Raw genomic sequence first — 18,265 nt, 5'->3', positions numbered from 1 at the left:
CGTGGAAAGCCCCGATCGGACATGCCGCCCCGCTATTCGCCCGCAGGCTCAGTCGAGGCGGTGCAGCCAGCCATGCGTATCGGGCGCCGTGCCACGCTGGATCGCCACGAGCGCGGCATGCATCCGCATCGTCAGTTCGCCCGGGCCACCATTGCCGATGACGAACTCGCCCTCGGGCGATGCGACCTTGCCGATTGGCGTTACCACCGCCGCGGTGCCGCACGCGAACGCCTCGACCAACCGGCCGCTGGTCGCATCCGCGCGCCACTGGTCGATCGAATAGAGTTCCTCGCGCGCGTCGATCCCCTGCGCGCGCGCCATCGTCAGGATCGAATCACGCGTGATCCCGGGCAGGATCGTGCCGCCCAGCGGCGGAGTCACGATGCTGCCGTCGTCGAACACGAAGAACACGTTCATGCCCCCCAGCTCCTCGACATATTTGCGCTCGACCGCGTCGAGGAAGACCACCTGGTCATAGCCGCGGCGGATCGCCTCGGCCTGCGCGACGAGACTGGTGGCGTAATTGCCGCCGCATTTCGCCTCGCCGGTACCGCCAGGGGCAGCGCGGGTGTAATCCTGCGACACCCACAGCGAGACGGTCGACGCGCCGTTCTTCCAATAGGTGCCGACCGACGACGCCAGCACCATGTACAGATATTCCGCCGACGGCTTCACGCCCAGGAACACCTCGGACGCGAACATGAACGGGCGCAGGTAAAGCGCGCCGCCGTCGCTGTCGGGGATCCAGTCGGAATCGACGCGGACCAGCCGCTCGATCGATTCGAGGAACAACGCCTCCGGGATCTCGGGCATCGCCATCCGCTTAGCCGATCGGTTGAACCGACGCGCATTCGCCTCGGGGCGGAACAGCGCGGTGCCGCCATCCGCCAGCCGATACGCCTTCATCCCCTCGAAGATCTCCTGCGCGTAATGCAGCACCGACGACGCCGGATCGATCGACAGCGGCGCGCGCGCGGTGATTTGCGCATCATGCCACCCCTTGGCGTCGCTGTAGCGGACCAGCGCCATGTGATCGGTGAAGACCCGCCCGAAGCCGGGATCGATCAGCCGCTTGGCGCGCTCGTTGGCGGCAACCGGTGTCACGTTCGGCTCGTGGCGGAACGCGGCTGAGATGGCGGATGTGATCGCGGACATCATTTTCTCTCTCGTGACGGGTTGCCGACGCCTACGGGCGATGGCTAAACCGGTCAACATGGCTGCCCAAGCATCACCCGCTTCCCCCCTGTTCCTGCGCGAAGCCGAGCTGCGACGAGGCATGGAGCTACTCTATTTCGGTCACAGCCATCTGACCCGCTCGGTCGATCAGGGACTGGCCGACGAAGGCTTGGGCCGCGCCCACCACCGTGCGCTCTATTTCATCGCGCGCAAACCCGACATGACGGTCAGCGAACTGCTGTCGCTGCTGGCGATCACCAAGCAGTCGCTGGGCCGGGTGCTGAACGAGCTGATCGACCGGAAACTGGTCGAGATCAGGCCTGGGGAACGCGATCGTCGCCAGCGGCTGCTGCGCCTGACGTCGGATGGTAGCAAGATGGAGAGCGAATTGTTCGAGGCGGTACGCGAGCGCATGTCCGCGGCCTATGCCAGCGCCGGCCAGGCCGCGGTATCGGGGTTCTGGGCGGTCCTGGAAGGGCTGGTCCCCGAAAACGAGCGGACCCAGGTCGTTAACCTGCGCGGTTAGCTCCCCCGTTTTGGAGGTCGCAAATTGCCTAGCGTCGCGCTGCCGCCGCCATCTCGGCGTTACGCGCCGCCGCCGCCGCCAGCGTATCGGTCAGCAATCGCACTAGCGCGTCATTACGGTCGAGAACATTCAGCCCTTCGCGTGTCGATCCGCTTGGGCTGGCGACGCGGTCCGCCAGAACCGCGGGTGACACGTCCGCATCCGCCGCCATGATCGCCGATCCCTCCAACGTCGCAATCGCCAGCCGCGCCGCCTGGTCCGCCGGCAATCCCAACGCGGCGCCGGCCTGCGCCAGCGCATCGGCGAAGCGGAACACGAACCCCGGCCCGCAACCAGCCAGCGCGGTCACTGCGTCGTACTGCTTCTCGTCGCCGATCCATTCGTAAAGACCGAGCGGCGCAGCCAAGGCTTCGACTTGCGCAATCGCCGCGGCATCGGCGCCAACCGTGTATAACGTCGTCACCCCCTTGCCGATCGCGACCGGCAGGTTCGGCATCGCCCGCACGATCGCCTCCGCCGCGAACCGCTCCGCCAGGGTCGCGTGATCGACCCCCGCGAGGATCGACAGCAACAGCTTCGGCCTGCCCTGCAGCGGCGCGATCATCGCCTGCGCTGCGTCGATCTGTTGCGGCTTCAGCGCCAGCATCAAGGTATCGGGCGCAGGCTCGTCCGGCACCGCGCTCAGCGACCGGACACCGTCGGGTGCCCCCGCTCCGCTCCGCGTGATCACCGTCACCCGCTGCGGGTCCAGCCCGGCGGCGATCCAGCGGCGGAGCATCGCTCCGCCCATGTTGCCACACCCGATCAGCCAGATCGGGCCACCCGATCCGATCACGCCTCGCCCTGCGTCTCGATCAGTGCGGCCGCCAGCGCGTCCTTGGGGCTCTTGCCGCCCCACAGCACGAACTGGAACACGGGGTAGAAGCGCTCGCACTCCTCGATCGCCGATTCGACCAGCAGTTCCGCGCTGGCGAGCGACATCGTGCCGTCATCGCCGCCGTCGACCATCGCGGCGTGGCGGAACAACAGGATGCCGCTCGACGACCAGAGCTCGAAATGACCGATCCACAGCTGTTCGTTGACCAGCCCGATCGTCTCGTACACCGACGCGCGGCGTTCGTCGGTCACCTTGATGTCGGGGAACGCCAGGAACTGCAGCACGCTGTCGTCGTCGCGCCACAGCGCGCGCAGTTCGTACGTCGTCCAGCTGCCCTTTACGGTCGCGACGATTTCGTCGTCGTGGCGCTCGTGCTCCCAGCCATGCGCGGCATAATAGGTTTCGAGCATGTCGATCGGTGCAGCGTCGTCGGGGTCATGGTCGGCTTGATCGAGCATCATCACGTCCGGGCGGTCCTTGTCACGCGCCGAAGGGTGCCGCCACGAACCCGCGGCGACAACCCCTTGCGGCTGACCGTCTGTAATACCTGTGGAAAAGTCAGGCGTCCGTCCTCGTCCGCGCCTCGATGGCGTCGAGTCGCGCCCTCAGCACATCGGCTTCGTCGCGTGCGGCGGCGGCCATCGCCTTGACTGCCTCGAATTCATCGCGGCTGACGAAGTCCAGTCCGCCGATCCATTCGCGCGCGCGAGTCCGCGCACCGCTTTCGGCTTCGCGGCCGACGCCGGCGATAGTACCGGCGGCACCGTTCACGAACTTCACCAAATCATCGAAAACGCGGTTTTCGGACTGCATGCGCTGTACCCCAAATCTAGTCTGTCACAGCATTTGGGACGTACGCGCCGCGGGCACAAGGGTTTCTGCATCCGGGTTGAGCCGCCCGATACCGAAGGTGAGCACCCCGGCAAAGCTGATCCACACCATATACGGGACCATAAGCCACGCCGCTATCGTACGGATTCGGCCGAACATTATCGTCGTGGCGATCGACAACGCCAGCATCACGACGATCACCAGCAAGGCAGCGCCGATGCGGTGCGCACCGAAGAAAAGCGGCGTCCATGCCAGGTTGAACGCGAACTGCACCGCAAACACCGCGATCGCCGTGCCACGGCCGCGCGCGCCCCGTGCGTGCAGGATCATCGCCAGCGCCAGACCGAGCATGATATAGAGCGACGTCCACGCGACCGGAAACACCCAGGGCGGCGGCGTCAACGCGGGCTTCGCCAGCGCGACATACCAGGGATTGGCGCTGCCGACGCGTACCGAAGCCCCCGAAAGGAAGCCCAGCAGCACGATCAGCGGAACGGTCACGATCGCCCAGCGCAGGAACGACATCCGCAGCTGGTTCTTCGAAGCGATGCCGCCCACGCAATTCCTTCCGCCGTTCTTCCGCGTCGTCCTGCCGTGCGCGGGCCGATCCGTAAACCTCGGATCGGATGCAATCGTTCCGCTAGTGGTTCATTCCAGCACAGTCGGCGCGCGGTGGGCGGCAATCAGATACTCGACATTGCCTTCCGGCCCCGTGATCGGGCTTTCCACGATCCCTGCAACCTGCCAGCCCTCGCCGGTCAGCCATGCCGCAACCTCGTCGCAGACTCGCGCGCGGACCGCGACGTCGCGCACCACGCCGCCCTTGCCGACCTCTTGGCGGCCCGCCTCGAACTGCGGTTTCACCAGCGCCATTAGCCGCGCGTCCGGTTTGGCGAAGGTCATCGGCCGCGCTAGCACTTTCGCCAGACCGATGAAGCTCGCATCGCAGACGATCAGGTCGACCGGCTCGGTGATCTGTGCCTCGGTCAGGATCCGCGCGCTGGTCTGTTCGTGAACAACGACGCGGGGGTCCTGCCGCAGCTTCCACGCCAGCTGGTTGGTGCCGCTGTCGACCGCGAACACCCGCGCCGCACCGCGGCTGAGCATCACGTCGGTGAAGCCGCCGGTCGACGACCCCACGTCGATCGCGACCGCGCCGCCGATGTCCCAGCCGAAATGATCGAGCCCGTGCGCCAGCTTGATCCCGCCGCGCGACACCCAGGGATGATCGCGCCCGCGGACATCGAGCACGACGTCGTCGGCAAGCGTCTGCCCCGACTTCTCGACCTTGGTGGTACCGGCAAAGACCAGTCCCGCCATGATCAGCGCCTGCGCGCGCGTCCGCGATTCGACGAGCCCCCGATCGACGAGCATCTGGTCCACGCGCTGCTTTGCCATGCCCCCCTATCGCCGCCGCATCCGACCGCCGCAAGCTGCCTTCGTTCGGCCGCAATTGCATTGTCCCCCGATACGGTAGGATTATCTTCAAATCAGAAGACGAGCCTTGGAGAAGGAGAATCGCTGTGGGTAGTTTCGCTCCGTACGATGCCGACCATCCGACGATCCTCACCGTGCCGGGCCTCGGTGGCTCCGGGCCTTCGCACTGGCAAACGTTGTGGGAGGACGCACGGCCCGACACCGTCCGCGTCGAGCTCGGGATGTGGAACACGCCGCACCGCAACGCCTGGGTAACGCGCCTCGACGAAGCGATCCGCCGCGCCGATGCCCCCGTCATTCTCGCCGCGCACAGTCTCGGCTGCCTCGCGGTCGCGTGGTGGGCCGAACTCAGCCCGCAACCCTATGGCTGGCCGGTCGCCGGTGCGCTGCTGGTCGCGCCGCCCGACGTCGACCGCCCGGACGCACAGGCCGAACTCCGCGGCTTTGCCCCAAGCCCGAGGACGCCGCTCCCCTTCCCGTCGATCGTCGTCGCCAGCAGCGACGATCCGTGGGTCACCCCCGACCGTGCACACAGCCTGGCGGCGAACTGGGGCAGCCATTTCATCGACGCCGGACCGCAGGGCCACCTCAACGCGGCTAGCGGGATCGGCTGGTGGCGCGAAGGCCAGGAACTGCTCAACCGGGTGATCGCGTCGGCCGGATCTAAGGGCCATCCGCTCAGCCCTGGTGATGCGCGGTCGATCTTGGCGATCAACGGGACCGATGCGGCGCACGACCATTATCTCGGGGGCTGAGGAAGCGCGTCACCACCGCGCCGTCGTTAGACACCACGCCGGCATTCAATAGATGACGTCATCCTGACGAAAGTCAGGACCCAGAGTTACTCAGCGCACCGCCTGGTTACCCTGGGTCCTGACTTTCGTCAGGATGACGGATCGGCTGGATAACGGACCGAGCGGCTGACGGATTGGGTGAATACCGGATCGCACGGATGACGGATCGGGCGGATAACGGATCGTACGGTTGACGGACCAGGTGCGTGACGGACCGAGCGCACGACGGCCCGGCCCAACGACGCTCAGTTCGCCCCGCAGCACTTCTTATGCTTCTTCCGCGACCCGCACGCGCAAGGATCATTGCGACCAACCTTCGCAACAAGCTCCGGAGCGCCCACCACCGGCACCCCCTGTCGCTCGCGCCACGCAAACAACGTCGCCACCCGCGGCGGGATCTGCGTCGCCGCCGCATCGTACAGCGCGTTGATCTCGTCGCTGGTCAGGTCGCTGCTGTCGTCCGCGATCCCGATCAGCGTCCGGAGATCAACGAGCGCTTCCTCATCCACCGCCGCCCAAGCTTCGGGCCGCAGGTCGATCGCGGTGGCAAACCCCTCGATCCACGCCTCCCACAGCACGTCGCCATTACGCTCGTCGACCTCGAAGAACGGCCGGAATTTGCCCCGACCCAGGTCGCGCGCGATCTCCGCGTGCCGCGCGACCAGCATCGTCTCGAAATCCTGCACGTCGAGCGGATCCTCGAACGGCGGCCCTGCCTCGATCCCGCCCCATTTCACCGGCAGCCATTCGGCGGGCGGCACGATCTCCGGACACAGGATCAGCCCGGTCAGATACCCGTCGAGGTCGCTCAACAGCATGCAGTCGTCGGGCAGCGCGAACAGCGCGTCTTCGAGGCGACGAAGGCGGGAGGGAAGTTTGCTCATGGCAACGGGCGGTAGAGCACCCGCCGATCACCGCCAAGCCTCAGTGCGGGGCGGCGTCTGCGATCCGCTGCAAGGCCTCGCCCTCGATCTTCTCGAGCTCGGCCAGCGTCTGCGCGATCGCGGTCTGCTGCTGCGCAAGGTCGTCGATCCGCTGGCGGCACCGCTCGGCAAGCGCGCGCATCTGCTCCACATGCTGCGGATCGCTGTCGTAGAGCCCCAGGAACTCCTCGATATCGCGCAGCGAGAACCCCAGCCGCTTGCCGCGCAGGATCAACTGCATCCGCCCGACATCGCGCCGCGTATAGATCCGCGTGGTGCCGATCCGGCAGGGCTCGATCAGCCCCTTGTCCTCATAGAAGCGCAACGTCCGCGCGCTGACTCCCAGCGCACGTGCGACGTCCTGTATCCCCGTCAGGTCGTCCTGCCGATCGTTCAAACCCGCTCTCCCCCTCCCGACGCTTTTGCTGCTTCCTCGGCGACAAGTTCCTTTTTGGATAGCTTGCCGATCAGCGTCTTGGGCAGAGTGTCGCGGATTTCGACCTCGCGGGGAAGCTCGATCTTGCTGATCTTGTCGCGCAGGAAATCGCGCAGCTCGGTCGGGGTGGCGGTCGACCCCGCGGTCAAGGTCACGAATGCTTTCGGCGCTTGCCCGCGATACGCATCGGGCACGCCGATCACGATCGCCTCGGCAACGTCGGGATGCTCGTACAGCGCATCTTCGATCACGCGGGGATAGACGTTGTAGCCGCCCGCCAGGATCAGGTCCTTGATGCGGTCGACGATGAACAGATAGCCGTCCTCGTCCAGATGCCCGACATCGCCGGTGCGCAGCGCACCATCGACGAACAGGTCGGCGGTCGCTTCGGGCTTGTGCCAATATCCGCGCGTAACCTGCGGACCACGCGCGCAAATCTCGCCGTTCTCGCCAATCGGCAGCCGCTTGGTCGGGTCCTCCCGATCGCGGATCTCGATCGTCGTGCCGGGAAAGGGTACGCCCGCGGACCCCGCCTTGCCGGAGCCATCGAACGGGCTGCAGGTGATGATCGGCGAGGCTTCGGACAGGCCATAGCCCTCGACCACCAGCGCGCCGGTCGCCGCTTCGAACGCCTGGCGGACTTCGGCGGGCAGCGGCGCGCCGCCCGATATGCAGGCGCGGATCGAGGACAGGTCGACCGTCTGCGTCGCCGCCGCGGTGGCGATCGCCGCATAGATCGTCGGCACCGCTGGGAAATAAGTCGGCCGCGTTCGCACGATCGTCTTCAGCACCTGCTGCAGGTCGAAGCGGGGCAGCAGGATCATCTCCGCGCCGGTGCGGATCGAATAGGTCAGCACGGTGGTCAGCGCGAAGACGTGGAACAGCGGCAGCGCACCCATCACGCGGTCCTGCTCCGGCCGTTCGCCGCCGACGAACACCACCATCGAATTGGCGTTGGAGACGAGATTGGCGTGGCTCAGCATCGCCGCCTTGGGCTCGCCGGTCGTACCGCCGGTATATTGCAGCACCGCGACCTCGTCCGGCGTGACCGCCACCGGCGTCGGCGCGCCCTTGGCCGACAGCAACGCATCGAACGTCAGATGCCGAGCGTCCTTGGGGGCGTGCCCGATCTCTGCACGCTTCAACAGCCGATAGGCGATGCTCTTCAGCGGTGGCAGCGCACCCGCGATCGGGCAGGTGATGACGTGCCGCACGCCCATCTCGCCCGCGACCTTCAGCACGCGCGCGTGGATCTCGGCGATGTCGCAGGTCGCGATAACCTCAGCACCCGAATCCTTGATCAGGTGGCACAGCTCGCGCTCGACATAGAGCGGGTTGACGTTGACCACGATCCCGCCGGCCTTCAGCGTCGCGAAGAACAGGATCGGATAATAGGGCGTGTTCGGCAGGCACAGCGCCACGCGCGTCCCCTTTTTCACGCCCAGGTCCTGCAGTCCCCGTGCCGCATGCGACACCGCATCGCCGAGTTCGGCATAGGTCATCCGCCGCCCGAGAAAGTCGAGCACGGTCCGCGTGCCGAACCGCGCCACGGATTCGTCCAGCATATCGCCGAGCAACCGCGGTGCCTGGGTCATCGGCACGCCCTGCGCGCTACCCGTGATGTTCTGCATGGCGTTCGACTCTCCCAATCCGGCGTTCCATACCGACTCATATTGTGAGTGGCGACACCTTGACGTATAGGTCAGGTATCGCACCTTTAGGGCAGCGCGCAAGCGCCTGACCAGCCGGACGTTATGTTCGGGCGATCGATTAGGAGAGGATTCCCATGACCAACGTCGTCATCGCAGGCTATGCCCGCTCGCCGTTCCACCTCGCAGGCAAGGGCGAACTCGCCCGCGTGCGTCCCGACGATCTCGCCGCGCAAACGATTCGCGGTCTGCTCGACAAGACCGGCGTCGATCCCGCCGAGATCGAGGACATCATCCTCGGCTGCGCGTTTCCGGAAGGTGAGCAGGGCCTAAATGTCGCGCGGATGATCGGGCTTCTCGCCGACCTGCCGCTGTCGGTCGGCGGCATGACTGTGAACCGCTTCTGCGGGTCGTCGATGAGCGCGATCCACATCGCGGTCGGGCAGATCAACATCGGCGCCGGCGATGCGTTCATCTGTGCGGGCCTCGAATCGATGAGCCGCGTGCCGATGGGCGGCTACAACCCCCTGCCCAACCCCGAGCTCTTCAAGATGAATGCCGGGGCGTACATGGGCATGGGCGAGACCGCCGAGAACGTCGCGCGCGACTATCAGATCACCCGCGCCGAACAGGATGCCTTCGCGGTCAAGAGCCAGGACAAGGCCGCCGCCGCGCGCGCCGATGGTCGTCTGTCCGACGAGATCGTGACGATCCAGACCAAGGCCGGCCCGGTCAGCCAGGACGGCGCGATCCGCGCAGGCACCACGGTCGAAGCACTCGCCGGCCTCAAGCCCGCCTTCTCGGCTGACGGTTCGGTGACCGCCGGCACCTCGTCGCCGCTCACCGATGGCGCCTCCGCGGTGCTCGTCACCTCGGAAGAGTTCGCGACCAAGCACGGCCTGACGATCCTCGCGCGCATCAAGTCGGTCGCGGTATCGGGCAACGAGCCGTCGACGATGGGCCTCGGCCCGATCTATGCGTCGCGCAAGGCACTCGAGCGCGCCGGGATCACCGTCGCCGACCTCGACGTCGTCGAGATCAACGAGGCGTTCGCGAGCCAGGCGATCGCCTGCATCCGCGACCTCGGCCTCAAGGACGAGACGATCAACCTCGACGGCGGCGCGATCGCGATCGGGCATCCGCTCGGCGCGACCGGTGCGCGGATCGTCGGCAAGGCGGCCGCGCTGCTGGCCCGCGAAGGCGGCCGCTATGCGCTCGCGACCCAGTGCATCGGCGGCGGTCAGGGCATCGCGACGGTGCTGGAGCGCGCATGATGGACACCGCTGTGAAACCAAAGGGCGTTACGCCCGTCTCGATCAAAAAAGTCTGCGTCATCGGCGCGGGCGTGATGGGCGCCGGCATCGCGGCGCAGGTCGCCAATGCCGGCATTCCCGTGCTGCTGCTCGATATCGTGCCGCGGGACCTGCCCGAGGGCGGGGATCGCGACGCGGTGGCCAAGGGCGCGGTGGCGAAGATGCTCAAGACCGACCCCGCCCCCTTCATGTCGAAGCGTGCGGCCAAGCTGGTCGAGACCGGCAACATCGACGACCATCTCGACCGGGTCGCCGAATGCGACTGGATCGTCGAGGCGATCGTCGAGCGGCTCGACATCAAGCAGTCGCTCTACGCCAAGCTCGAAACCCTCAAGCGCCCCGGCACCGCGGTGTCGTCGAATACCTCGACGATTCCGCTCGGGCATCTGGTCGAGGGTCGCTCGGACCAGTTCAAGGCCGACTTCCTGATCACGCACTTCTTCAACCCGCCGCGCTACATGCGGCTGGTCGAGATCGTTCGCGGTAAGCACACCGATGCGACCGTTGCCGGCAAGGTCGAGGATTTCGTCGACCGCTTCATGGGCAAGCGCATCGTCCGCGCGAAGGACACGCCCGGCTTCATCGCCAACCGTATCGGCACCTATTGGCTGGCGGTCGCGATCAACGCGGCGATGGACCAGGGCCTGACCGTCGAGGAAGCCGACCAGATCGGCGGCCGTCCGATGGGCGTGCCGAAGACCGGGATCTTTGGGCTCGTCGATCTCGTCGGCGTCGACCTGATGCCACTGCTGACCAAGAGCCTGTCGTCGACGCTGCCTGCGGGCGATCCCTATTTCGACACCGTGCGCGACATGGCACTGGTCGACAAGATGATCGCGGAGGGCTTCACCGGCCGCAAGGGCAAGGGCGGCTTCTACCGCTTCGACAAGGCGACGCGGACGAAACTGTCGCTCGATCTCGCGACCGGCGAATACCGCCCCGAGGCCAAGCCCGCCGACCTGCCCGGCAAGACCGGCAAGGATATCGCCGCGCTGATCGCCGAACCCGGCAAGATCGGCACCTACGCATGGACGATCCTCGGCAGCGTGCTGTCCTATTCCGCAATGCTGGTCGGCGAGGCGACCGACGACATCATCGGCATCGATGACGCGATGAAGCTCGGCTACAACTGGAAATACGGCCCCTTCGAGCTGATCGACCGCATGGGCCCCGGCAAGCTCGCTGAACGCCTGGCCGCCGAAGGTCGCGACGTGCCGGCGATCCTGAAGACCGCGGGCGACCGCCCTTTCTACCGCGTCGAGGACGGCAAGCGCCAGTATCTGACCACCGCCGGCGACTATGCCGACGTCCCGCGCAGCGAGGGCGTCGAACTGCTCGAGGACGTTAAGCTCCGCGCGCAACCCATCCTGACCAACGCGTCCGCTTCGCTTTGGGATGTCGGCGACGGTGTGGCAGCACTCGAATTCCACACAAAGATGAACGCGCTCGACGATCAGGTCATCGCGCTCATCCAGGAAGCGATCCCGGTCGTCCAGGATCGCTTCAAGGCGCTGGTCGTCTACAACGAAGCCAGCAACTTTTCCGCCGGCGCCAATCTCGGCGCAGCTATGTTCGCGGTCGGAGCCGGGCTGTGGGACATGGTCGAGGCCAGCGTCGCCAACGGCCAGGCCGCGTACAAGGCGCTCAAATACGCACCCTTCCCCGTCGTCAGCGCGCCGGCGGGCCTTGCGCTCGGCGGTGGCTGCGAGATCCTGCTGCACTCGGACGCGGTCCAGGCGCATGCCGAAACCTATGCCGGCCTCGTCGAATGCGGCGTCGGTCTCGTCCCGGGCTGGGGCGGCAATGGCGAGATGCTCGATCGCTGGACCAAGTCGGGTATGGTGCCGAAGGGCCCGATGCCGGTGCTGTCGAAGGTGTTCCAGATGATCTCGACCGCGCAGGTTGCCAAGTCGGCTGCCGAAGCGCGCGAGATGATGATCCTGCGGAAGGACGACGGCATCACGATGAACCGCGATCGCCTGCTGGCGGACGCCAAGGCCAAGGCACTGTCGCTGGTCGATGGCTATGTCGCACCCGACAAGCCGACGTTCCGGATGGCGGGCGCCAGCGGCCGTACCGGCCTCACGATGGCGGTCGCCGACTTCCACAAGAAGGGCGTGGCGACCGATTACGACGTCGTCGTCGCCGATCGACTGGCGACCGTGCTGACCGGCGGCGAGGCCGATCTGGTCGACACCGTGACCGAGGACGAGATTCTCGTGCTCGAACGCGCCGCGTTCATGGATAGCGTCAGGGACCAACGCACCCAGGCGCGAATCGTCCACATGCTGCAGACCGGCAAGCCGCTACGGAACTGACGATCGACCCGGCCCCGGCGGGCGTATCCTGAACGCCAGCGTTCCTTCGTCACCCCGGACATTGTCCGGGGTGACGGGGGCTTGGGCCAGGCGCGCGCACATGACCGTTTTTTAATCCCGCAAATGGGTAAGATCGCTTGACTTGCCCACGCACGAAACTAGGCGGTAACCAATTGCCGTATACGGCAAGAGGCTAGCGTTAAGTTGCTGCCCCATCCCGGTGACCGTACGCATACGGCGCCGCCACGATTAGCGTGACCCCCGTTCCGACGGGCATTGGAGAGGAAGATTTATGTCCCTGTTGATCGCCGCTGCGCTCCTGGCTGGCGCACCCGCCACGGCAGACACCGTGATCGGTCGTTGGAGGACCGAAACCCACAACGCCATCGTCGAGATCGCCCGCTGCGGCCCGTCGATCTGCGGCAAGATCCTCACCTCCGACATGCTCCGCGCCAATCCGACGATGAAGGACGCGAAGAACAGCAACGTCGCGCTCCGCAACCGCCCGATCCAGGGCATGCAGATGCTCTCCGGCTTCAAGCCCGACAGCGACGGCGTGTGGAGCAGCGGCCAGGTCTACAATGCCGAGGACGGCAAGACCTATAGCGGCAAGATCACCCCCCTTGGCGCCAACCAGCTGAAGCTGCGCGGCTGCGTGTTCTTCCCGCTCTGCAAGACCCAGACCTGGACGCGCGCGCGCTGATCGCAGCCGTCTGTCCCGTATTCAGTATCTCAGCTTAGGACTTTCCCATGTCGTTTCGTACCAAGGCCTCCCTCCTCGCCGTCTCAGCGCTCGTCTCTGCGTTCGGCTTCGAAAGCGCCGCCTCCGCCAACGCCTATTATCTCCAATCGCAGTCGGCGCGCGGCACCGGACGTGCCTTTTCGGGCGAAGGCGCCGACACCGGGGCCGCGTCGTTGTGGTGGAACCCTGCCGCGATCGCCGGCATCCGCGACGGCAGCGCCGCGATCGCAGCGACCGTGATCCGCCCCAAGGGCAATGTGATCGACAACGGCACCGTGATCGGTCGCCCGACCTTTAACCCAAATATCGCGCCAACCTATCGCCCGGTCGGCGGCAACAGCGTTTCGCGCGATCCGATCAACAACGGCATCGTGCCGTCGGGTTCGATCGCGTATCCGCTGACCGACCGCATCGCGATCGGCGTCGCGGTGACGTCGCCGTTCAGCTTCACAACCAACTACGAAGCCAACAGCTGGGCCCGCTACAGCGCAGACAAGACCCGGCTGCGCACGATCGATATCCAGCCGTCGATCGGCATCGCGGTCACCGACTGGCTGCGCGTCGGCGGTGCACTCAACGTCGAATATACCGATGCAGACCTGACCAACGCGCTTCCCAACGTGCTGGCGACGCTTCCCGATGGCCAGCAGTCGCTCAGCGGCGACGGCTGGGATCTCGGCTGGACCGCAGGCGTGCAGTTCCACAACGACTTCGCCACCGTCGGCGTCAGCTACAAGTCGAGCATCGAGCACAACCTGAAGGGCAACCTCGTCGTCAGCGGTCTCGTCGGTCCGCTCGCCGCATCGAACCGCACCGTGGACGGCGCCACCGCGCGCTTCAGCACGCCGGGCCAGGTCATCGTCGCCGGCCGCGTCCGCGCGACCAACCAGCTGACGCTCAACGCTCAGGTCGTCGCGTATAACTGGTCGAAGTTCGACGCGATCCGCCTCGGCGCGCCGCTCAACGTCGCGCTGCCCGAGAACTACCGCGACAGCTGGAGCCTTGCCGGCGGCTTCGATTACGACATCACGCCGAAGGCCACGCTCCGCGCCGGCATCCAGCGGGCCAAGACGCCGACCCAGGACGGCCTGCGCGATGCGCGCGTGCCCGACTCCAACCGCTGGACCTATGCGGCCGGCGCCAGCTACCAGCTGACCCCGCACATCGCGCTCGATGCCGGCGCGAACTATATCGACTTCGCGAACACGACGATCGACCGCGTGACCGCGGCGTATGTCGGCACCGCCGCCGTGACGCCGATCATCACCAACGGCTACCTCAAGAACGCGCACGCCATCGAAGCCTCGCTCGGCGGCCGCCTCAGCTTCTAAGGTCCTGCCAGACCTCGCCGTCATCCCGGGCTCGTCCCGGGATGACGGACCGTTACTTGACCGGCGCCAGCCGGATGTTGGCCCGGCCCTGCACCTGCACCGGCAGGAACAGCCCGCTGCCGGTGACCTTGATCTGGCCGTTGACGACGCTGTCGACATCGGCGGACAACACGAAATCGCCTTCGCGATGCCCGGCGATCGCGCGCTGCGCCGCCACCAGCACCTTCTGATAGTCGTGCGCGAAATCATGCGTCAGCGCCGCGCGTATCCGAGCCTGCACGGTCTCGTCGTCGAACAGCGTGAACAGGATGTTGACCGCCTGGCTGTCGCTCTCGCCGGCGATTTGCATGTCGCGGACGCGGACGACCTGCGACCCGGGGTCGTTATATGGTACCGCCGACAGCCAGATCTCGCCGCGCGTGGGCTTCAACAGGCCGTTGCGCGGCTTGACCGTCGCCTGCACGCCGACGGCCAGGCGCCCTCCGTCGGTCGCATAGATCGTGACCTTGCCGAACTTCGCATCGACCGGCCCGATCCCGGTCAGCGTGATGCCCTTCGCCGCCAGTTTCACCAGCGCACGCGACACGACCGGCTCAAGCTGGCGAAAATCGGCCAGCACCGGAATGAAGAAGCGCAGTCCCTTGGGTCCGATTGCCCTGGCCGCGGGCGGCAGCGGCAGCGGCGTCGGCACCGGATCGGCCGGCCGGTTCCCGACGAAGGTCTGGGTCAGCGCCTCGGCCGCGAGTTCCAGCTCGATCCGGCCGCCACCGATGCGGTAGCCTCCGACGCCGAGCCGCCGAGGTATGATCCGCATCCACGCCGGCGGCCGGTCGCGGTTCAGCTGGATCGACGTGAACCCCTTGCGCCACGCCGCCTCCAGCTGTTGCCGCGTCCTGAGCTTTGCCAGTTCCTTGGGCAAATCGCGTTCGAGGCCGGCGATCACGCCCTTCAGCTTTTCATCGGCCTTGTCGGCGAAGCGGATGCGCTGGCCGAGGAAATCGATCCCCGGCTCCTCGGTCCAGTCATAGTGGATGTCGACCTTCGCGACCGGGGTCCAGTTCGCGTCGACCGACAGCCGCGCGGTGGCCCGGACGATCGCAGCCCCGGTCGCGGTCTCCTGCCCGATGATCCCGCCGACGTCGCGCGCGCTGATCGTCGCGTGGATCGGCAGCGTGATCGTCAGCACATTGCCATGCCCGCCGAGCTGCATCGGCCCGCGCACGACCTCGCCGACGATCCGGCAACCAAGCTGCGGCGTCACCTTCAGCGTCCGCCCAAGCAGTTTGACCTGCTTCGCCGGCACGCACCGCGGCTCTTGCTTGTCGATCTGCCACAGCCGCCTCGGCGTCTTCGCGTTCAGCTCCGCCGCCAGCGTCGACAGAGGCGCGGACACCGGCACGACGATCGTCGAGCTCAGCTTGGGCAGTTCGGCGGGCGTATCGACCCGCGGCGGGGCGGGGTTTCCGGTCGGGCGGTGGCAACCGCTCGCAGCGAAAGCGAGGATGAGGAGAATGACGGGCCGGTTCGCCACGATCATATCTCGCGCGTGAAATAGCGCGCGAAAACCGTATCGCGGTATGCTGCGAACGGCGGACATTCGACGAACCCCGCGCGCGCATACATCGCATGCGCCGGTTCGAACGCGGCATGGCTTCCGGTTTCGAGACTCAGCCGGGTGATACCCCGCGCCCGTGCCTCTGCGATCAGGTGGTCGAGCATCGCCGCCCCTACCCCTCGCCGTACATGGTCGGGCGCCGTCCGCATCGACTTCAGCTCGGCATGGTCCTCGCCGAGCATCTTCAGAGCGCCGAGCCCCAGCAACGCGTCGTCCTGCCACACCGCCCACACCGTGACCGCGGGATCGCGCAGCCCGCTGATGTCGAGCGCAAACACGCTCCCCGGCGGGGAATTGGCATGCGCCGCCCGCAAGTGAAGGTCGAGCAACGCGATAACCTGCGGGTCCGCCAGGTCGGCCGGCACGATCCGCCAACCGGCGCGATCAACCGCCGCGCTCAAGGCAGCGTCTCGCCGACCTCGACGCCCCACAGCGCCCCGGTGTCGACGAACCCCGCCTGGCCCTTCACGTCCAACCGGCACCAGCCATTGCCGCACTGGCTCACCCTGCCGACCACGCCCGGCGCCGCACGCCACAGGACGCGCCCCGAACCGTTTGGCTGATCCCGCAGCTCGACGGGTACGGCGCCGCGGACGATCGCGGTGCGGGTATCGCGCAGCAGATTGGCCTGCATCCACCCTTCGGTGCCGTCGGGATCGGCGACCTTGCGCCACTCCTTGAACACCGCGACCACGCGGATCGGCAGGTCGGGCCGCTGGTACAGCCAGCTCGCGGGATAGGTGCGCGCGGGGCCGGTCCGCATCCGCGCGCGGCCGGCGCCGATCGACGCGTAATAAGGCGGCTTGCGCTTGGTTTCGGCAGCATCCGACGGTGCGCTGGCCAGCGCCACAACACCGAGCGCACCAAGCGCGTAAGCCGAAAAGCGCATCATCATGTCCTGTTGCCCGAACCCGCTCTAGCGTGATGGATTGTTGACGCAATCCTCCCGTTTCGCCAAGCCTCGTTCATGTCCGACACCAGCCGCCGCCCACACCCGAAGGTCGTCGTCACGCGCGAACTCGCCGATACGGTGATGGAGCGGATGGAGGCGCTGTTCGACACCGTCAACGCGCGCGGCGATGCCGCGATGACGCGCGAACAGCTCGCCGCGGCGATGGCGGATTGCGACGTGCTCGTGCCCACCGTCACCGACGATATCGACGCCGCGCTGATCGCCGGCGCCGGTCCTCGCCTGAAGCTGATCGCCAACTACGGCGCCGGCGTGAACCACATCGACCTGAAGGCGGCGCGCGCCCGCGGGATCATCGTCACCAACACGCCCGGGGTGCTGACCGAGGACACCGCGGACATGACGATGGCGCTGATCCTGTCGGTCCCGCGGCGCCTGGCGGAGGGCGAGAAGCTGGTCCGGTCGGGCGAGTGGAAGGGCTGGAGCCCCGGTGGCATGCTCGGCCACCGCATCGGCGGCAAGGCGCTCGGCATCGTCGGCATGGGGCGGATCGGCCAGGCGGTTGCGCTGCGGGCACGCGCGTTCGGCCTGACGATCCATTACCACAACCGCCACCGCCTCCCGGCCGTCCGCGAGGCAGAGCTTGCCGCCACCTGGCACGCTTCGCTCGACGAGATGCTGGCGGCGATCGACATCCTGACGATCCACACCCCGCTCAACGCCGACAGCCGCGACATGCTCGACGCCCGCCGGATCGCGTTGCTGCGGCCGCATGTCTATTTGATCAACGCGTCGCGCGGCGGGGTCGTCGACGAGGATGCGTTGGTCGCCGCGTTGGAAGCGGGCGCGCTTGCCGGCGCCGGCCTCGACGTCTGGCGGCACGAACCGCGCATCGACCCGCGCCTGCTCGCGCTCCACAACGTCGTGATGCTGCCGCACATGGGATCGGCGACGTTCGAGGGCCGCATCGCCACCGGCGACAAGGTCATCCAGAACATCCGAACCTGGGCCGACGGCCATCGCCCGCCCGACCAGGTCCTGGAAGGCTGGGCCTGAGACCCGCCCGCCCGCTGCTAGCGGCCGCGAATCCAGCTCGTCCGCGTTACCGGTCCGGTCATCACCTTCGACCCGAACGCCTTGGCAATCACGGCGGCTTCGTCTGCGGTCGTCAGCACAACGCGGGTGCCACCCGACGTGAGCGTCTCGATCGCGCTGATCACGACCTTGTGCTTGTTGCAGACCGCGACGACCTGCGCCTCTTCGGCACGAATATTGATCGCGCGCGAGACCTGGACGGGCGGTGCCGTCCCTGCGGGGGCCTTGAGTGTCATGGGTAACGGCGTGCGCAAATACGCGTAGAGGGCCTGGTCATGGCGGCATCCCGATC

The 18,265-nt window shown here is 66.9% G+C and carries 20 protein-coding genes; 7 read left to right on the top strand and 13 right to left on the bottom strand.

The annotated features are described in order from the left end of the window. Positions 1-48: 48 nt before the first annotated feature. Positions 49-1,155 carry a branched-chain amino acid aminotransferase gene (locus tag SJY20_RS09770; protein ID WP_380786611.1) on the bottom strand — a complete coding sequence of 369 codons (1,107 nt, stop codon included), beginning with the start codon at positions 1,153-1,155 and terminating at the stop codon, positions 49-51. A gap of 58 nt (positions 1,156-1,213) precedes the next feature. Here SJY20_RS09770 and SJY20_RS09765 point away from each other — a divergent pair, with 58 nt between their 5' ends. Further along, positions 1,214-1,702 (top strand): MarR family transcriptional regulator, encoded by a 489-nt coding sequence (locus SJY20_RS09765; RefSeq protein ID WP_380786610.1) that lies wholly within the window; start codon positions 1,214-1,216, stop codon positions 1,700-1,702. Positions 1,703-1,730: 28 nt separating this feature from the next. On the opposite strand, the gene SJY20_RS09760 is transcribed toward SJY20_RS09765, so the two are convergent. The 5 genes from SJY20_RS09760 to SJY20_RS09740 form a co-directional block, all read right to left on the bottom strand. Continuing rightward, complete coding sequence (locus SJY20_RS09760; protein WP_380786608.1) at positions 1,731-2,537, bottom strand: pyrroline-5-carboxylate reductase family protein; 807 nt, start codon at positions 2,535-2,537, stop codon at positions 1,731-1,733. Then, the gene (locus SJY20_RS09755; protein ID WP_380788628.1) at positions 2,534-3,040 is read right to left on the bottom strand and encodes a YbjN domain-containing protein; all 507 of its coding nucleotides are present in this window, start codon (positions 3,038-3,040) and stop codon (positions 2,534-2,536) included. Before SJY20_RS09755 ends, SJY20_RS09760 begins: the two co-directional genes overlap by 4 nt. A 97-nt stretch (positions 3,041-3,137) precedes the next feature. Continuing rightward, complete coding sequence (locus SJY20_RS09750; protein WP_380786607.1) at positions 3,138-3,392, bottom strand: accessory factor UbiK family protein; 255 nt, start codon at positions 3,390-3,392, stop codon at positions 3,138-3,140. 24 nt (positions 3,393-3,416) lie between these two features. After that, positions 3,417-3,935, bottom strand: coding sequence for a TspO/MBR family protein (locus SJY20_RS09745; protein WP_380788626.1), 519 nt, complete (start codon positions 3,933-3,935; stop codon positions 3,417-3,419). Positions 3,936-4,058: 123 nt separating this feature from the next. After that, positions 4,059-4,808, bottom strand: a complete 750-nt coding sequence (locus SJY20_RS09740; RefSeq protein ID WP_380786606.1) for a TlyA family RNA methyltransferase — start codon at positions 4,806-4,808, stop codon at positions 4,059-4,061. A gap of 125 nt (positions 4,809-4,933) precedes the next feature. Between SJY20_RS09740 and SJY20_RS09735 the strand changes: the two genes are divergently transcribed. Beyond that, the gene (locus tag SJY20_RS09735) at positions 4,934-5,602 is read left to right on the top strand and encodes an RBBP9/YdeN family alpha/beta hydrolase (RefSeq protein ID WP_380786604.1); all 669 of its coding nucleotides are present in this window, start codon (positions 4,934-4,936) and stop codon (positions 5,600-5,602) included. A gap of 284 nt (positions 5,603-5,886) precedes the next feature. On the opposite strand, the gene SJY20_RS09730 is transcribed toward SJY20_RS09735, so the two are convergent. From SJY20_RS09730 to SJY20_RS09720, 3 genes are read right to left on the bottom strand one after another with little or no spacing between them, the layout of a single operon-like run. Then, the gene (locus SJY20_RS09730) at positions 5,887-6,525 is read right to left on the bottom strand and encodes a UPF0149 family protein (RefSeq protein ID WP_380786603.1); all 639 of its coding nucleotides are present in this window, start codon (positions 6,523-6,525) and stop codon (positions 5,887-5,889) included. A gap of 40 nt (positions 6,526-6,565) precedes the next feature. Continuing rightward, positions 6,566-6,961: a MerR family DNA-binding transcriptional regulator gene (locus SJY20_RS09725; protein ID WP_380786602.1), complete on the bottom strand. Its 396-nt coding sequence runs from the start codon at positions 6,959-6,961 to the stop codon at positions 6,566-6,568. Then, positions 6,958-8,631 carry a long-chain fatty acid--CoA ligase gene (locus SJY20_RS09720; protein ID WP_380786601.1) on the bottom strand — a complete coding sequence of 558 codons (1,674 nt, stop codon included), beginning with the start codon at positions 8,629-8,631 and terminating at the stop codon, positions 6,958-6,960. Before SJY20_RS09720 ends, SJY20_RS09725 begins: the two co-directional genes overlap by 4 nt. A gap of 155 nt (positions 8,632-8,786) precedes the next feature. Here SJY20_RS09720 and SJY20_RS09715 point away from each other — a divergent pair, with 155 nt between their 5' ends. The 4 genes from SJY20_RS09715 (at position 8,787) to SJY20_RS09700 (ending at position 14,353) form a co-directional block, all read left to right on the top strand. Then, complete coding sequence (locus SJY20_RS09715) at positions 8,787-9,923, top strand: thiolase family protein (RefSeq protein ID WP_380786600.1); 1,137 nt, start codon at positions 8,787-8,789, stop codon at positions 9,921-9,923. Continuing rightward, positions 9,920-12,280 (top strand): 3-hydroxyacyl-CoA dehydrogenase NAD-binding domain-containing protein, encoded by a 2,361-nt coding sequence (locus SJY20_RS09710; RefSeq protein ID WP_380786598.1) that lies wholly within the window; start codon positions 9,920-9,922, stop codon positions 12,278-12,280. Before SJY20_RS09715 ends, SJY20_RS09710 begins: the two co-directional genes overlap by 4 nt. 292 nt (positions 12,281-12,572) lie before the next feature. Further along, entirely contained in the window at positions 12,573-12,983 is a 411-nt protein-coding gene (locus tag SJY20_RS09705) for a DUF2147 domain-containing protein (RefSeq protein ID WP_380786597.1), read from the top strand. 47 nt (positions 12,984-13,030) lie between these two features. Beyond that, positions 13,031-14,353 (top strand): OmpP1/FadL family transporter, encoded by a 1,323-nt coding sequence (locus tag SJY20_RS09700; protein WP_380786595.1) that lies wholly within the window; start codon positions 13,031-13,033, stop codon positions 14,351-14,353. A gap of 52 nt (positions 14,354-14,405) precedes the next feature. Here SJY20_RS09700 and SJY20_RS09695 read toward each other — a convergent pair whose 3' ends face one another. From SJY20_RS09695 to SJY20_RS09685, 3 genes are read right to left on the bottom strand one after another with little or no spacing between them, the layout of a single operon-like run. Continuing rightward, positions 14,406-15,884, bottom strand: coding sequence for a DUF4403 family protein (locus SJY20_RS09695; RefSeq protein ID WP_380786592.1), 1,479 nt, complete (start codon positions 15,882-15,884; stop codon positions 14,406-14,408). Positions 15,885-15,886: 2 nt separating this feature from the next. Then, positions 15,887-16,369: a GNAT family N-acetyltransferase gene (locus tag SJY20_RS09690; RefSeq protein ID WP_380786591.1), complete on the bottom strand. Its 483-nt coding sequence runs from the start codon at positions 16,367-16,369 to the stop codon at positions 15,887-15,889. Further along, positions 16,366-16,857, bottom strand: coding sequence for an SH3 domain-containing protein (locus SJY20_RS09685; RefSeq protein WP_380786588.1), 492 nt, complete (start codon positions 16,855-16,857; stop codon positions 16,366-16,368). Before SJY20_RS09685 ends, SJY20_RS09690 begins: the two co-directional genes overlap by 4 nt. A gap of 78 nt (positions 16,858-16,935) precedes the next feature. On the opposite strand from SJY20_RS09685, the gene SJY20_RS09680 reads away from it, so the two are divergent. Further along, positions 16,936-17,934, top strand: a complete 999-nt coding sequence (locus SJY20_RS09680; RefSeq protein ID WP_380786586.1) for a 2-hydroxyacid dehydrogenase — start codon at positions 16,936-16,938, stop codon at positions 17,932-17,934. A 17-nt stretch (positions 17,935-17,951) separates the two neighbouring features. Here SJY20_RS09680 and SJY20_RS09675 read toward each other — a convergent pair whose 3' ends face one another. Further along, on the bottom strand, positions 17,952-18,209 hold the full coding sequence (locus tag SJY20_RS09675) for a hypothetical protein (protein WP_380786585.1): 258 nt from the start codon (positions 18,207-18,209) through the stop codon (positions 17,952-17,954). Positions 18,210-18,265 lie beyond the last annotated feature (56 nt).

The organism is Sphingomonas sp. R86521, from assembly GCF_042466235.1.
In the GTDB taxonomy this organism is placed as follows: domain Bacteria; phylum Pseudomonadota; class Alphaproteobacteria; order Sphingomonadales; family Sphingomonadaceae; genus Sphingomonas.
Note: the sequence above shows the minus strand (reverse complement) of the source record. Positions and strands in the feature narration are given on the sequence as shown.

Coding starts and splice junctions, on each gene's coding strand:
- SJY20_RS09765 (WP_380786610.1), top strand. CDS start 1,214: ATGGCTGCCCAAGCATCACCCGCTTCCCCCCTGTTCCTGCGCGAAGCC.
- SJY20_RS09685 (WP_380786588.1), bottom strand. CDS start 16,857: ATGCGCTTTTCGGCTTACGCGCTTGGTGCGCTCGGTGTTGTGGCGCTG.
- SJY20_RS09675 (WP_380786585.1), bottom strand. CDS start 18,209: ATGACACTCAAGGCCCCCGCAGGGACGGCACCGCCCGTCCAGGTCTCG.
- SJY20_RS09730 (WP_380786603.1), bottom strand. CDS start 6,525: ATGAGCAAACTTCCCTCCCGCCTTCGTCGCCTCGAAGACGCGCTGTTC.
- SJY20_RS09740 (WP_380786606.1), bottom strand. CDS start 4,808: ATGGCAAAGCAGCGCGTGGACCAGATGCTCGTCGATCGGGGGCTCGTC.
- SJY20_RS09705 (WP_380786597.1), top strand. CDS start 12,573: ATGTCCCTGTTGATCGCCGCTGCGCTCCTGGCTGGCGCACCCGCCACG.
- SJY20_RS09720 (WP_380786601.1), bottom strand. CDS start 8,631: ATGCAGAACATCACGGGTAGCGCGCAGGGCGTGCCGATGACCCAGGCA.
- SJY20_RS09700 (WP_380786595.1), top strand. CDS start 13,031: ATGTCGTTTCGTACCAAGGCCTCCCTCCTCGCCGTCTCAGCGCTCGTC.
- SJY20_RS09715 (WP_380786600.1), top strand. CDS start 8,787: ATGACCAACGTCGTCATCGCAGGCTATGCCCGCTCGCCGTTCCACCTC.
- SJY20_RS09770 (WP_380786611.1), bottom strand. CDS start 1,155: ATGTCCGCGATCACATCCGCCATCTCAGCCGCGTTCCGCCACGAGCCG.
- SJY20_RS09680 (WP_380786586.1), top strand. CDS start 16,936: ATGTCCGACACCAGCCGCCGCCCACACCCGAAGGTCGTCGTCACGCGC.
- SJY20_RS09710 (WP_380786598.1), top strand. CDS start 9,920: ATGATGGACACCGCTGTGAAACCAAAGGGCGTTACGCCCGTCTCGATC.
- SJY20_RS09755 (WP_380788628.1), bottom strand. CDS start 3,040: ATGATGCTCGATCAAGCCGACCATGACCCCGACGACGCTGCACCGATC.
- SJY20_RS09750 (WP_380786607.1), bottom strand. CDS start 3,392: ATGCAGTCCGAAAACCGCGTTTTCGATGATTTGGTGAAGTTCGTGAAC.
- SJY20_RS09745 (WP_380788626.1), bottom strand. CDS start 3,935: ATGTCGTTCCTGCGCTGGGCGATCGTGACCGTTCCGCTGATCGTGCTG.